This is a genomic window from Lysobacterales bacterium (assembly GCA_019634735.1).
Taxonomy (GTDB): domain Bacteria; phylum Pseudomonadota; class Gammaproteobacteria; order Xanthomonadales; family UBA2363; genus Pseudofulvimonas.
This window is the reverse complement of sequence record JAHCAT010000006.1, coordinates 14,950-29,194: the sequence shown is the minus strand read 5'-3', so window position 1 is coordinate 29,194 and position 14,245 is coordinate 14,950. Positions and strand designations below refer to the sequence as shown.

Here is a 14,245-nt window from a genome sequence, read left to right as displayed (position 1 = left end):
GCAGCCGCCGCCCGAGGGGTGCCGGCCCGGCCCGCTTGGGGCGCGGCTGCCGGCCCGCACCCGTCGACGGCCCGCCGGCCGCGCCCCATCCGGCACGCCCGACGGCAGTCCGGCGGGGCCTCTGGCCGCCATGGTCGATGCCATTCCGGCCGACATCGTGCTGGTCGATGGCCAGGGCCGGGTCGTGGCCAGCAATGCGCCCGGCCTGGGCATCGCGGATCCGCCTGCGCGCGGCGACGACTTCGTCGCCCACTACCTCCACCATGGGGAGGGCGTGGTGCCGCCCTCGGCCTGGGAAGCGGCGGATGCCGTGGTGGAACTGCTGACCGGACGCCGCGGCGCGTTCGACATCGAGTACGCGTGGCCCGACGGCGTGGAAGAGCGTTGGCTGCGCCTGGTCGGGCGGCCGGTTCCGCCGGGCGCCGGGGATGGCGCGGTGCTGGTGCGGATGGACATCACCGCAAGGCGCGACGCGCAGGAGGCGGTGCGCCGCAGCGAGGAGAAGTACCGGCTGCTGTTCCGGCGCAATCCGCATCCGATGTGGGTGTACGACCTGGAGTCGCTGCGCTTCCTGGAGGTCAACGGCCGCGCCGTGGAGCGCTATGGCTGGAGCGAACGCGAGTTCCTGTCCATGACCATCGAGGACATCCGGCCGGTCGGCGACCGTGCCCGGCTGGCGGCGTTCGACGCCACGCGCCGGGAAGGCATGGTCAATGCCGGCGTGTGGACCCACCTGTCCCGCGATGGCGAGACCCTGCTGGCCGAGGTGCACGCCGACGACATCGTCTACGCCGGGCGACCGGCGCGCATCGTCATGGCGGTCGACATCACCGAGCGTCGCAGGCTTGAGGAGCAGCTTGCGCAGTCGCAGCGGCTCGAGGCGCTGGGCCAGCTCACCGGCGGCGTCGCCCACGACTTCAACAACCTGCTCACCGTCATGCAGGGCAACGCCGAGCTGCTGACCGAGGCGCTCGCCGGCGAGCGCCCGGACCTGGCCGAACTGGCCGGCATGATCGGCGCCGCGGCCGACCTGGGCGGCCAGCTCACCAGCCGGCTGCTGGCGTTCGGCCGGCGCCAGCCGCTGGCGCCGACCCGCATCGACGTGGCGGCGCTGGTCCAGGGCATGCTGCCCCTGCTCCGGCGCAGCCTGGGCGGCGGTGTGGACATCACGGTCGCCGGCGCGCCCGCGCGCTGGTGCGCCCTGGCGGACGCCGGCCAGCTGGAGAACGCGCTGCTCAACCTGTGCCTGAACGCGCGCGACGCGATGCCGGCGGGCGGCCGCCTGCTGCTGGAGACCAGCGACGTCTTCCTGGATGCCGACTACGCGGCCGGCCACCCTGGCGTGCAGGCGGGCGACCACGTACTGCTGGCGGTGACCGACACCGGGTGCGGCATCGCACCGGCGGACCTGCCCCGTGTCTTCGAGCCGTTCTTCACGACCAAGCAGCGCGGCCACGGCACCGGTCTGGGCCTGTCGATGGTCTGGGGGTTTGTGAAACAGTCGCGCGGCCATGTCGCGGTGTACTCCGAAGCTGGGGTCGGCACCACGGTGCGGGTCTACCTGCCGCGCGCCGATGCCGTCGCCGGGCAACCGCGCGCGCTTCCGGTGCCCGCCGAGCCACCGGCCCGTGGCTCCGGCGAATGCGTGCTGCTTGTCGAGGACGACGACCTGGTACGCGAATACGCCCGCGAGCAACTGCTGGCCCTGGGCTACCGCGTGCGGGTCGCGGCGTCGGGCAGCGAGGCGCTGGCGCTGCTCGGGCAGGCTCCGGACATCGATGTGCTGTTCACCGACGTGGTGATGCCGGGTCGGCTCGATGGCCGGCAACTGGCGACCGCCGCGCGCGACCTCCGCCCGGCCCTGCCGGTGTTGTACGCCTCTGGTTTTCCGGAGAACGCACTCAGTCTCGACGGTCGCCTGGAGGCGAACGTGGTGCTGCTGAGCAAGCCCTACCGCCGGGCCGACCTGGCCCGCAAGCTGCGCCTGGTGCTGGACGCCTGCCCCTCCCCTGGAACGACGCAATGAAAGCGCAACGACTGCTGGTGCTGGACGACGACGCCCTGGTCGCCGGGACGATCCGACAGATCGCGCTTTCGGCCGGATTCGAGGTGCAATGCGCCGGCGACGGCGAGGCGTTCCTGCACGCGCTGGCGCAGTTCCGCCCCGACCACCTGGTGCTCGACCTGGTGCTGCCCGGAATGGATGGCGTGCAGGTGATCGAGCGGCTGGCGCAGGTGGGCTGCCGCGCGCGCCTGGTGATCGTCAGCGGGCTCGACTGCCGGGTGCTGGAGGCCGCCAGCCGCACCGCAGGGGAGTTGGGCCTGGCGATCGCCGGCATCCTGTGCAAGCCATTCCGTCCTGCGCAGCTTCGCGCGCTGTTGCGGGATGCGGGCGAGTGCCCTGCCGCTGGGGGATCGACCGAGCCGTGTCCGGAACAGGCCGGTGCCGACCAGTCCCTGGCCGAGGATCTCGCCGATGCCATTGCCGAACGCGATCTTTCGGTGGCCTATCAGCCCAAGATCGATTGCGGCAGCGGAAAGCTGGCGGGGTTCGAGGCGCTGGTGCGCTGGCAGCACCCCGTGCTTGGCACCATCGGGCCGGCGCGTTTCGTGCCCATGGCCGAACGGCTGGGCCTGGTCGACGGCCTCACCGACTGCGTGCTCGACATTGCGCTGGACTGGTATGCGCGCCTGCGCGACACATTGCCGGCCTCGGCCCTGGAACCCGGCCTGCAGCCCCAACTGTCGGTGAACCTGTCGCCCCGCACCCTGTCGGACACTGGCTTCGTGGAGCGGGTATCGGCGCGTTGCGAGCGGGCCGGCCTGGTGCCTGCCGAGGTCATCTTCGAGCTGACCGAAACGGCGGCGATGGACGACCCCGTCGCTTCCCTGGGCCTGCTGACCCGTCTGCGCATGAAGGGCTTCCAGTTGTCGATCGACGATTTCGGGACCGGGTTCTCGTCCATGCTGCAACTGGTCCGGCTGCCGTTCTCGGAGGTCAAGGTGGACCGGTCCTTCGTTTCTTCGGCGACCCGCTCGCACGAATCGCGGGCCGTGGTGAAATCGATCATCGATCTGGGCCACAGCCTGGGTCTTCGGGTCGCCGCCGAGGGCGTCGAAGACGAGGCGACCATGAATCTGCTCGTCGATGCCGGCTGCGACCTGGCCCAGGGCTACCTGGTGGCGCGCCCCTTGTCGCCCGAGTGCGTGCTGCCCTGGATCCAGGCCCGCTGGCCGGCCGCCGGCGCCAGGACCGCGCCGCGCCCCGTCCGCATCCCGGCCTGACCTGCACGCCGGGCGGCGCCGGCATAGCCGGTGTCCGCCGTTCGCGTCGCAGCCGCCCCCAGGGTGCCAACGGCGGATTCACGCCGCGCGGCCGCTTGGTCGCGGTTGCCGCCATGCGGCTATGCTTGTGCCGCCAGCGCAGGGCAGCAAAGGAGCGACGATGGAACAGCGGCGCAACAGCCTGGTCGCCACCTTCATGGACATGGTCCAGGCAGGCCAGATCGCCGCACCGCAGCGGCGCGAGCTGTACTACCTGCGCGCCTACCGCCTGCTGCTCGGCCTGCTGGCGGTGGCGCTGACCTTCGGCGCCTACGACCGCGAATGGGTGCGCTTCGGCGACCTGCACGTGACCCGCGCACTGGCGATCTGCTACCTGGGCGCCGGCCTGGTGCTGACCCTGTACGCGCTCAACGAGAGGATCAGCGGCGCGGTCGAACTGGTGCTGGGCCTGCTCATCGACATCGTGGCGATCTCCCTGGCCATGCTGCTGACCCGTGGCCTGGAATCCACCGTGCCGCTGCTGCTGCTGGTGTCGCTGGCGGCGACCGCCAACTACCTGCCGGTGCGGCTGGCGATGGGCGCCGCGGCGCTGGCGGTGATCGCCATGCTGGGTGCGGTGTTCTCGCACGGCATCGGCGGTGGCGCCATGGAACACGTCACTGCGAACGCCGCCGCGATCAGCGTGGTCTGCTTTGTGGTCGCGGCGGTCGCCTCGCTGATGGGTCGTCGCGCACGCCTGGCCGAGGCGCTGGCGGAGCGGCGTGGCGCCGAGCTGGTCGACCTGGACCGGCTGAACGACCTGATCGTGCAACGCATGCGCACCGGCGTGCTGGTGCTCGATCGCGAGGGCCGCGTGCAGCGCATGAACGAATCGGCCTGGCGCCTGCTCGGAACCCGACGGCGCGGCGTCGCGCCGGTCGGCCAGTACAGCGTGCCGCTGGCGGAAGCCTGGCAGCGCTGGCGCACCAGCGGCGAGCAACCGCATAGCCACACGGCGCTGAACGAGGGCGGCGATCCGGCGCTGGCGCGTTTCCTGCGCCTGTTCGCCGAGAGCGACGGCCTGACCGTGGTGTTCCTGGAGGACACCCGGCTGCTCGAGCTGCGCGCCGAGGAGCTGACCCTGGACACGCTCGGCCGCCTGAGCGCCAGCATCGCCCACGAACTGCGCAATCCGCTGGCGGCGATCCAGCAGGCAGGGCAACTGCTGGGTGAATCCAAGGACCTGCCGGCGCGCGACCGGCGCCTGGTCGAGATCATCGACAAGCACGGCCAGCGGCTGGAGCGGATCGTGCGCGGCGTGCTCGACCTCGCCAAGCGCGAGCGCGCCAAGCCGGAGACCGTCGAGCTGGAGACCTGGCTGACCCGCTACCTGGACGAGTTCCGCCTGACCCGGCTGCCGGAGGGCGACGAGCTGGTGATACGCACGCCGGGCCGCGCCTGCGAGGTGCTGTTCGACCCGGTGCACCTGGAGCAGGTGGTCGGCAACCTGCTGGGCAACAGCCTCAACTACGGCCGCCATCCGGAGCGGCCCCTGCGCATCACCGTGTCGCTCAAGGCCGCCGAGGATGGCGCACTGACGCTTTCGGTGGCGGACAACGGGCGCGGCATTCCCGCCGATCGCGTCGAGCAGGCGTTCAAGCCGTTCTACACCACCGGCGCCGGTACCGGCGGCACCGGACTGGGCCTGTACCTGTGCCGGGAACTGTGCCAGGCGAACAGTGCCGACCTCGACTACCGCGACGCACCCGATGCCCAGGGCGGCGCCTGCTTCGTGATCCGCTTCCATCGTCAGGCCCTGATCCATCACGACGCGGCCTGATGCCTGATGCCTGATGCCGGGACTCGGGACCCGGGACCCGGGACTCGGGACTCGGGACCGGGGACAGGGGACAGGGGACCGGGGACCGGGGACCGGGGACTCGGCCCACGGGACTTCGGACATGGGACCCGGAACCGGGAAAGTCGACACCGGCATCCGTGATTCGCACCCGGACTTGGGAGCCGAGTTCCAGGCCCCTGCCATGCGGGCGACGACACTCGCCTTCTCATCGCTTGCGTGGGAGACGACGACAACGCGCCCAGCGCGAAACGCATCCCGCTGCCCTGATCCCTCGTCCCCGGTCCCCGGTCCCCTGTCCCCGGTCCCCGCCTCAATAGACGCCGGGCTCGCCCGCAGGCCGTGTCTTGAACCGCTTGTGGATCCACAGGTACTGCTCGGGTGCGGCACGCACCATGGCTTCGATCGCCGTGTTGACGCGGCCGGTGTCGGCGACCTCGTCGGCCGACGGGAAATCCGCGAGCGGCGCGCCGATCTGCAGTTCGTAGCCGGCCGATCCGGGCAGTCGCCGGTGCGAGAACGGCAGCACGGCAGCGCCGGACAGGCGCGCCAGGTGGTGCGTTGCGGTGATGGTGCTGGCCTGGACGCCGAAGAACGGGGCGAACACGCTGTCCTTGCCGCGCATGTCCTGGTCCGGGGCGTACCACAAGGTGCCGCCGGCGCGCAGGTGGCGCACCGTGGCGCGCAGCTCGCGACGCCCGAACATCGCCTGTGCGTAGCGCAGGCGGCGACGTTTCACGGCCCATTCGAACACCGGCGAACCGTGTTCGCGGTACAGGCCGGCCAGCGGCACCTGCTGCGCGACCAGGCGGGCGCACAGCTCGAGGTGGCTGAAGTGGCCGCCGACCAGCAGGGCGCCGCGGCCCTTCGCCTGCACGGCGGCCAGGTGTTCCAGTCCGCGCAGGCGACAGGGAATGCGCGCGAACGCGCGGTCGCTGGCCATCCAGCTCAGCGCGAACTCGGCCAGCATCCGCCCCAGGTCGGCGAAGTGGGCGCGCAGCAGGGCCTCGCGCTCGGCAGCCGGCAGATCGGGAAAGCACAGGGCGAGATTGCGTCGGGCGATGCGACGCCGTGCCGTCATGAGCGGGCGCAGTGCCGTGCCGAGCGCAGCACCCGCCGGCAGGGCCAGCCGCCACGGCAACCGGCCGATCAGCCAGACCAGGCCCAGGCCCAGCCAGGCCGGCCAGTGCCACGGCGCCAGCAGGCGCAAGGGCAGGCGCAGGGCAGGGGCGGCGCTCACGTCGCGAACAGGCGGCAGTCCATGGCGGCATTGTAGGCGCCGTCGCCCCCATGACCTGCGCCCCCGCCGGCGGCCACGCGCACGGACCCGCACGCGCGGCGCGCGCATCGACGTCTGCCGCGCCCCGGATCAAGACGCGCGCCGCCGCCTCTCTCATCCACCCGCCGTCGGCGGGAGCAGAATGGCCACGCCCCTTCCCCCCATTGCGCTGGCCTCACGCTGCCACGCTGCCATCCCTCTTGCCGATCTCCGTGCCAAGGTCCGCACGACCCCACTGCCCGGCCCCCGATCCCCCGCCCTGGCCGCGATCTCCCGCCCCCGGTCCCCGGTCCCCGGTCCCCGGTCCCCAGTCCCCAGCCCGCTAGAATCCCCACATGCCCGGCCCGACACCGATCAAGCAGCCGCACTCCTGGCCGACCCGCCTGCGCCTGCTGCTGCTGCGCCTGGTCTACACGACTTTCATCTACCTGGCGACGCCGATCATCCTGTACCGCCTGCTGGTGCGCGGCCTGAAGCTGCGCAGCTATCTGCAGCGATGGTCGGAGCGTTTCGGCCATTTCCCGCGCCCGGGCTTCCCGACCGATTCGATCTGGGTGCATGCGGTGTCGGTGGGCGAGCTGAACGCTGCCATCCCGCTCATCCATGCCCTGCGCGAGCGTTACCGGGACTGGCCGATGGTAGTGACCACGGTGACCCCGACCGGGTCGGAGCGTCTGCGCCAGGTGTTCGGGGACAGCATCTTCCACGTCTACCTGCCTTACGACATCCCGGCCGCGGTGCGGCGCTTCCTGGACCGCGTGCGGCCGCGCCTGGCGGTGATCATGGAGACCGAGATCTGGCCCAACCTGTATTTCATCTGCCGACGCCGCGGCATCCCGGTGGTGATCGCCAATGCCCGTCTGTCGGAGCGCTCGCTGCGCGGCTACGGCCCGGTGCAGCCGCTGGCCGGCGAGGCGATCCGTTCGGCCACCTTCATCGCCGCGCAGTCGCAGACCGATTACGATCGCTTCCTCAGCCTTGGCGCGCAGCCCGAGCGCCTGGCCATGGTCGGCAACCTCAAGTTCGACTACGAGCTGCCGGAGGCGACCGTGACCGCGGGCGCGACCTGGCGCGCGCAGGCCGGCGCCGACCGCCCCATCTGGGTCGCGGCCAGCACCCACGAGGGCGAGGAGCAGGCCGTGCTGACTGCGCATGCCCAGGTCCTGCAGCGTTTTCCGGACGCCCTGCTGGTACTGGCGCCGCGCCATCCGGAACGCTTCCGCGCCGTCGCCAACGCGGCGGAAGCGGCCGGCTTGCAGGTGCGCACCCGCAGCGAGCACCAGGTCGCGGAGCCCGGCACCCAGTGTTTCGTTGCCGATTCGCTGGGCGAGCTGATGACCTTCTTCGCCGCCTGCGATGTCGCCTTCGTGGCCGGTTCGCTGGAGCCGATCGGCGGCCACAACGTGCTGGAGCCGGCGCTGGCCGGGCGCGCCATCGTGGTCGGTCCGCACACCTTCAATTTCGCCGAAGTCACCGACCTGCTGCTCGAGGCGGGCGCCGCGCTGCGCGTGGACGGCCCGGAGGGCCTGGCGCCGGCGGTGATCGAACTGTTCGAGGATCCGGCGCGCTGCGCCGACATGGGCCGGCGCGGCGCGGCCCTGATCGCTGCCGAGCGCGGCGCACTGGAGCGAACCCTGGCCGTGATCCGGCACATCGCCGGGTAGCGGGGTCGCGCGCCTGCCCGCCGCCTTGGTTCGCCCGGCGGACGGCGGCCGCCGGCAGCGGGCCGCTGCGGTAGGATGCCCGCTGGCCTGAAGGAGGGATCCGCGCCATGAACACCCCCGAACCCGTGCCGGCACCGGTGCGCCGCAGCTTCGTGACCCGCTTCCTGGACGGCGTCGAGCGCGTCGGCAACAAGCTGCCCGATCCGGCGATGCTGTTCCTGATCGCCATGATCATCGTCTGGGTGCTGTCGGCGATCTTCGCCAGCATGCAGTTCGCTGAGGTCGACCCGCGCACCGGCGACCCGATCCAGATCCGCAACATGCTGGCCGGCGCCAGCCTGACCACCTTCATGGCGGACATGGTCCGCACCTTCGTCAACTTCGCGCCGCTGGGCGTGGTCCTGGTCGCGATGCTCGGCCTGGGCGTCGCCGAGCACACCGGCTTCATCAACGCCGGACTGCGCTCGATGCTGTCGGTCACCCCGAAGATGCTGCTGACCCCGATGCTGATCGCGGTCGGCGTGCTCAGCCATGTCGCGGTCGACGCCGGCTACGTGCTGGTGATCCCGCTGGGCGCGGTGATCTTCTACGCCGCCGGGCGCCACCCGCTGGCCGGCATCGCGGCGGCCTTCGCGGGTGTCTCCGGTGGCTTCTCGGCGACCTTCTTCGTGCCGTCCAGCCTGGACCCGCTGCTCGCCGGCCTGACCCAGGAGGCGGCGCGCATCATCGACCCCTCGGTCCAGGTCAATCCGCTCAACAACTACTTCTTCACCACCGCCTCGACCTTCCTGATCATCCTGGTCGGCTGGTTCCTGACCGACAGGGTGATCGAGCCGCGCCTGACCGCCACGGCGGTCGACGGCGACACCAGCCAGCTGCCCTCGATGCAGCCGCTGGAGCCGCGCGAGCGGCGCGGCCTGCGCTGGTCGCTGCTGGCCATGGGCGTGGCGATCGCCGCCTTCGTGCTGACCCTGCTGCCGGAAGGCACGCCGTGGGCCGCACGGCCCGACCAGGTCACCGCCGGCCAGAACCCGCTGCTGGTGGCGGCCGCGCCGCTGATGCAGTCGATCGTGGCGCTGATCTTCGTGCTGTTCCTGATTCCCGGCGTGGTCTACGGTTATGCCGCCGGCACCGTGAAGAACCACCGCGACATCATCGCCGGCATGAGCAAGGCGATGAGCGGCATGGGCTACTACATCGTCATGGCCTTCTTCGCGGCGCAGTTCATCTACGCCTTCGGGCAGTCCAACCTGGGCGCGCTGCTGGCGATCAAGGGCGCCAACTGGCTGCAGGCGATGGGCTTCCCGATGGCGCTGACCCTGATCGGCATCGTCCTGCTGTCGGGCATGGTCAACCTGGTGGTCGGCTCGGCTTCGGCGAAGTGGGCGCTGATCGGCGCGATCATGGTGCCGATGCTGATGCAGCTCGGCGTGTCCCCGGACCTGACCCAGGCCGCCTACCGCGTCGGCGATTCCAGCACCAACATCATCACCCCGCTGCTGCCCTACTTCCCGCTGATCGTGGTGTTCTGCCAGCGCTACGTGAAGAACGCCGGCATCGGCACCCTGCTGGCGCTGATGCTGCCCTTCTCGGTCACCCTGCTGGTGGTCTGGACCGGCTTCCTGCTGCTGTTCTGGGGCTTCGGCATTCCGCTGGGCGTGGGCGCCAGCTACGTCTACCCCGTTCCCTGAACTCAGATCCAGGTAACCCGCTTACCCTCTCCCCCGCCCCTCCCCCGCAGGCGGGGGAGGGGAGAAGTGCGGTGCCGCGGCCCGCTCGCGAATAGGCTCTCTGCCTCCTGCCTCCTGCCTCCTGCCTCCTGCTCCCAGGTTCCCGTTCCTGGTCCCTGTTCCCTGGTCCCCGGTCCCCGGTCCCCGGTCCCTGGTCCCTGGTCCCCGGTCCCCGGTCCCTGGTCCCCGGTCCCCGGTCCCCGGACCCTGGTCCCTGGTCCCTGGTCCCCGGTCCCCGGTCCCTGGTCCCCGGTCCCCGGTCCCCGGTCCCCGGTCCCCGGTCCCCGGTCCCTGGTCCCCGGTCCCCGGTCCCTGGTCCCTGGTCCCCGGTCCCCGGTCCCCGGTCCCCGGTCCCCGGACCCTGGTCCCCGGTCCCCGGTCCCCGGTCCCCCGCTACAGCATCGCGGCAGTGCGCAGCAGGTCGCTGGCGTAGAAGGCATCCGGGGCCATCGGCCGGGCGATGTGGTAGCCCTGCGCGGCGTCGCAGCCTGCCTGGCGCAGCCATTCCAGGGTGCCGGCATCCTCGATCCCCTCGGCGGTGACCGTGGCGCCGAGCACGTGGGCAAGCTGGATGCTGCTGCGCACGATCGCCTGATCGCCGGGTGAGCCGAGCAGTTCGGTGATGAACGAGCGGTCGATCTTGAGTTCGTCCGGCGCCATCCGGCGCAGGTAGACGAACGAGGCGTGGCCGGCGCCGAAGTCGTCCAGCGAGATGCGGATGCCGCGCTGGCGCAGGCGCTGCACCGAAGCCAGCACGATGTCCGCATCGCGCATGACGTCCGTCTCGGTCACCTCCAGCACGAGCTGGTTGCCCAGGTCGCCGACCTGCCCCAGCAGGTCGGTGACCAGGTCGTCGTCGGCGAGGTCGTTGACCGAGACGTTGACCGCCACCGAGATGTCCAGGCGCTGGTCGCGCAAGCGCTGCAGGTGCTCGACCGCACGACCGATCATGTAGCGGGTGAGGGCGCCGACCATGCCGGTGCGTTCGGCCAGGGGCACGAAACGCGAAGGCGGCACCGGGCCGCGGACGGGATGGTGCCAGCGCACCAGCAGTTCGGCGCCCACCACCCGGCCGCTGGCCAGGTCCAGTTTGGGCTGCAGGGCATGGCCGACGGCGCCGCTGGACAGGGCATCGCGCAGCTCGGCCAGAACGGACAGGTTGATCGGGTCGGGCTCGAGGCGCGGCCCGTACAGGAGCACCTGCCCGCCGCGGTCGAGCGCAGCCGTGCAGGCCATCTCGGCGGCGCGCAGGACCTGGCTGGCCTCGCTGCCGTGGTCGGGGAACAGGGCCACGCCTGACGCGAAGCGCGGCTCCAGGCTGACCCCCTCGATCAGGACCCGGCGCGACGCCCGCTCCAGGTGCTCCTGCAGGCGCGCGCGGGCGCCATGGCCATCGCCCACGTCGGCCAGCAACAGCGCGAACTGCCCGCGTCCGACGCTGTAGGCGGTGGCGTCGCGCCCCGTGTCGGCGAGCGCGAGCCCGACGCTGGCGACCATGGCGTCGATCGCCGCATGGCCGGCGACCGCGTGCACGAGATCCAGCCCCAGCAGGTCGATGCGGGCCAGGGCCCCGGTACGCCCGGCGGCCAGTGCGGAAGGCAGGGCCTGCGTCAGCGCCAGGTTCAGGGCGTTGCGGTTTGGCAGGTCGGTGTGCGGGTCGTTGTAGGCCAGGTAGTGCACGCGCGCCTCGGCGTCGCGACGCAGCACCGCCTCGCTGTCGGCGCGGCGCAGGTGGCGCTCGGCGTGACGGTGCGCGCGGCGCCACCACACCAGCGCCAGGATGGCGGCGAGCAGCAGGGGGACCCCCAGGGCGATACCCAGCATCAGGCCGGAACGGAACGAGGGCGGCTCGGGGCCCAGGCGCGCCAGCCACGCCAGATAGAGACGGTCGTGGACGCCCGCCGCGCGGACCTGGGCCAGGGCCTGGTCGATGGCCGGCACCAGGGCGGCCTGGTCGGGCCGGACCGCGAACGCGTAGTCCAGGCTGAGCACCGGCGGACTGAGCGCCACCACCTGGTCCAGTCCGTGGCCGAGGATCGCTTCGTAGCCGATGGTCATCGGCGCGACCGCGTAGTCCGCCTCGCCGCGCGCGACCGCCGCGACCGTGTCCGACTCCACATGCAGGGGGATCAGAACCGGGCGAGGTCGCAGGGCGGACAAGGCCTCATGGGCGAGCCCGGCATGCTGGACCGCCACCCGGCGACCGGCGAGTTGTTCCAGATCGTCGACGAAGGCGCCGCCGGCACGGCCGAACACCAGGTGGTAGCGGGTGAGGTAGGGCTGGCTGAACGCGAAGCGCCGCTTGCGCGCTTCGGAGACGAACATCGGCACGATGTCGACCTGGCCGTCGGCCAGGGCGCTCAGGGACTCGCCCCAGTCGCCCAGCCGGTAGTCGACGCTGGTGCCGAGTTCCGCCGCGATCGCCGCGAGCAGCTCGACATCGAAGCCGGCGGCCGCGCCGGTCGCATCGAGGAAATGGAACGGCCGGTAGTTCGCGTCGCCGGCCATCACCAGGCGTTCGGGGGGTTCCGGCTGGCTGCCGGCCGGGGCCGGGACGGCGAGCGTCAGGAGGGCCGCCAGCAGACAGGTCCGCGCGGCGGCACCGGGGTCACGGCCACGGATGCGGACCTGCAAGGCGGCCGGTCGCTTCAACGCGCGGACTCCTCGTCGACGGAAGGCACTGCACTTGGGAACTTGGCAGCATTCCGCAGCGGGGTCAACCGTTGCCGCCGCGCCCGCCCGCGACGGCAGCCCGGCGGAGCGGGTTCAGGCGTAGCCGATCCAGACCGCGACCACCAGGGCCGCCGCGGCCAGCACCATCAGCTTGAGGAACAGCGGCGCAACGAAGCGCAGCCAGCGGTCGTAGGGAATGCCGGCGACGCCCAGGATCGCCATCAGCACGATGTTGGTCGGGATGATGATGTTGGACAGGCCGTCGCCGAACTGGAAGGCCAGCACCGCGACCTGGCGTTCCAGGCCGACCACGTCGGCGAGCGGCGCCATGATCGGCATGGTCGCGAAGGCCTGGCCGGAGCCGGACGGGATGAACAGGTTCATCAGCGTCTGCAGCACCAGCATGCCGACTGCGGACAACTCCTGGCCGAGTGCCGCCAGCGGCATCGAGGCGCCGTGCACGATGGTGTGCAGCACCTGGCCGTCCTCGAGGATCATGCCGATCGAGCGCGCGAAGCCGACCAGCAGGGCGACCACCGCCAGTTCCGAGGCGCCGATGCCGAACTGCTTGGCGGTCTCGCTGGCGCCCAGGCCGCCGACCAGGCCGGCGGCCATGGCCACCGCCAGCCAGATCGCGCCCAGTTCGGTCAGGTACCAGCCGTGCCGGGCGATGCCGTAGACCATGGCGACCAGGCCGGCGACCGTGATCAACAGCACCAGCCAACGCTTGCGGTCCAGCGCCGGATAATCAGTGGCGGCCGCATGGCGGGCGCTCTCGACGTCGGCGACCAGGCTCGCCGCGGGGTTCGCGGCCACCTTCGACGCATAGCGCCAGATGTGGTGCACGGTGACCGCCACGAACGGCACGAACAGCACCAGCCGGTACTCCCAGCCCGACGTCGGCGGCAGTCCGGCGACGCCCTGCGCCACCATCACCGTGTAGGGGTTGGTCCAGGCGATGCCGTAGCCGACGCCGTAGCCGCAGATCATCACGCCCATCGCCGTCATCGCGTCCATGCGCATCGCCACGCACAGCGAGATCAGCACCACCGCGAACGGGATGTACTCGGTGGAGACGCCGAGCGTCGCCGAGCCGGCCGCGAACACGCTGGTGCCGAACACGATGAGCATCGCCGGCGAGTGGCCGATCAGCCTGAGCAGCCGGCCGAGCACGGCGTCGATCATGCCGGTCGCGCGCAGCACGCTGATCGCGCCGCCGACGATCAGCAGGAAGAAGATGATCGCCTGGGCGTCGGCCAGCGCCCGCGGCACCGTGGTGAACAGGGCGGTCGGCGACAGCCAGACCCGCTCCTCGTGCACCTGGTAGCTGCCCGGCACCACCATCATCCGGCCCGCCGCATTGGGCTCCTGCTGGAAGCTGCCCTGGGGCAGCAGCCAGGTGGCGACCAGGGCCACCGCCATGATCGCGAACAGCAGGACGAGGGTGTGCGGGATGCGGAGGCGACGGGACATGGGCGGACCTGCGGGCCGAAGCGGCGACCAGGCATGCTAGCAGGCCGCGCCGCGCACGCCGCCGCGGCGCGCTGCCGTCCTCGATGCGCGCACCTTCGCCACGCAGGAGCGCCGCACGCCGAATCCCGCACCCCGAGTCCCGAGTCCCGAGTCCCGAGTCCCGAGTCCCGAGTTCCGGGTTCCGGGTTCCGGGTTCCGGGTTCCGGGTTCCGGGTCTCGAGTCCCGAGTCCCGAGTCCCGAGTCCCGAGTCCCGAGTCCCGAGTCCCGAGTCCCGAGTCCCGGCCCTGGCCCTGGCCCTGGCCC

General features: G+C 71.7%; 8 protein-coding genes. 5 read left to right on the top strand and 3 right to left on the bottom strand.

The genetic code is table 11. The annotated features are described in order from the left end of the window. The first annotated feature begins 130 nt into the window (after positions 1–130). The 3 genes from KF823_07185 to KF823_07175 all read left to right on the top strand — a co-directional run bounded on the left by KF823_07185 (position 131) and on the right by KF823_07175 (position 5,104). The gene (locus tag KF823_07185) at positions 131–2,026 is read left to right on the top strand and encodes a PAS domain S-box protein (GenBank protein MBX3725688.1); all 1,896 of its coding nucleotides are present in this window, start codon (positions 131–133) and stop codon (positions 2,024–2,026) included. Then, complete coding sequence (locus tag KF823_07180; protein MBX3725687.1) at positions 2,023–3,285, top strand: EAL domain-containing response regulator; 1,263 nt, start codon at positions 2,023–2,025, stop codon at positions 3,283–3,285. Before KF823_07185 ends, KF823_07180 begins: the two co-directional genes overlap by 4 nt. Positions 3,286–3,445: 160 nt before the next feature. Next, the gene (locus tag KF823_07175) at positions 3,446–5,104 is read left to right on the top strand and encodes a HAMP domain-containing histidine kinase (GenBank protein MBX3725686.1); all 1,659 of its coding nucleotides are present in this window, start codon (positions 3,446–3,448) and stop codon (positions 5,102–5,104) included. A 331-nt stretch (positions 5,105–5,435) separates the two neighbouring features. Here KF823_07175 and lpxL read toward each other — a convergent pair whose 3' ends face one another. After that, positions 5,436–6,470 (bottom strand): LpxL/LpxP family Kdo(2)-lipid IV(A) lauroyl/palmitoleoyl acyltransferase, encoded by a 1,035-nt coding sequence (gene lpxL / locus KF823_07170; protein ID MBX3725685.1) that lies wholly within the window; start codon positions 6,468–6,470, stop codon positions 5,436–5,438. Positions 6,471–6,736: 266 nt separating this feature from the next. On the opposite strand from lpxL, the gene waaA reads away from it, so the two are divergent. Further along, positions 6,737–8,065 (top strand): lipid IV(A) 3-deoxy-D-manno-octulosonic acid transferase, encoded by a 1,329-nt coding sequence (gene waaA, locus KF823_07165; GenBank protein ID MBX3725684.1) that lies wholly within the window; start codon positions 6,737–6,739, stop codon positions 8,063–8,065. A gap of 107 nt (positions 8,066–8,172) precedes the next feature. Continuing rightward, a complete protein-coding gene (locus KF823_07160; GenBank protein ID MBX3725683.1) occupies positions 8,173–9,756 on the top strand; it encodes an AbgT family transporter in 1,584 nt (527 codons plus the stop codon). A gap of 432 nt (positions 9,757–10,188) precedes the next feature. On the opposite strand, the gene KF823_07155 is transcribed toward KF823_07160, so the two are convergent. Then, positions 10,189–12,447, bottom strand: a complete 2,259-nt coding sequence (locus tag KF823_07155; GenBank protein ID MBX3725682.1) for an EAL domain-containing protein — start codon at positions 12,445–12,447, stop codon at positions 10,189–10,191. A 114-nt stretch (positions 12,448–12,561) separates the two neighbouring features. Then, positions 12,562–13,941, bottom strand: coding sequence for a YfcC family protein (locus KF823_07150; protein MBX3725681.1), 1,380 nt, complete (start codon positions 13,939–13,941; stop codon positions 12,562–12,564). Positions 13,942–14,245 lie beyond the last annotated feature (304 nt).

What these genes read in the sequence shown, in the direction of transcription:
- KF823_07180 (MBX3725687.1), top strand. Translation starts at nt 2,023, where the DNA reads ATGAAAGCGCAACGACTGCTGGTGCTGGACGACGACGCCCTGGTCGCC.
- KF823_07185 (MBX3725688.1), top strand. Translation starts at nt 131, where the DNA reads ATGGTCGATGCCATTCCGGCCGACATCGTGCTGGTCGATGGCCAGGGC.
- lpxL (MBX3725685.1), bottom strand. Translation starts at nt 6,470, where the DNA reads ATGCGCGCGCCGCGCGTGCGGGTCCGTGCGCGTGGCCGCCGGCGGGGG.
- KF823_07175 (MBX3725686.1), top strand. Translation starts at nt 3,446, where the DNA reads ATGGAACAGCGGCGCAACAGCCTGGTCGCCACCTTCATGGACATGGTC.
- KF823_07150 (MBX3725681.1), bottom strand. Translation starts at nt 13,941, where the DNA reads ATGTCCCGTCGCCTCCGCATCCCGCACACCCTCGTCCTGCTGTTCGCG.
- KF823_07160 (MBX3725683.1), top strand. Translation starts at nt 8,173, where the DNA reads ATGAACACCCCCGAACCCGTGCCGGCACCGGTGCGCCGCAGCTTCGTG.
- waaA (MBX3725684.1), top strand. Translation starts at nt 6,737, where the DNA reads ATGCCCGGCCCGACACCGATCAAGCAGCCGCACTCCTGGCCGACCCGC.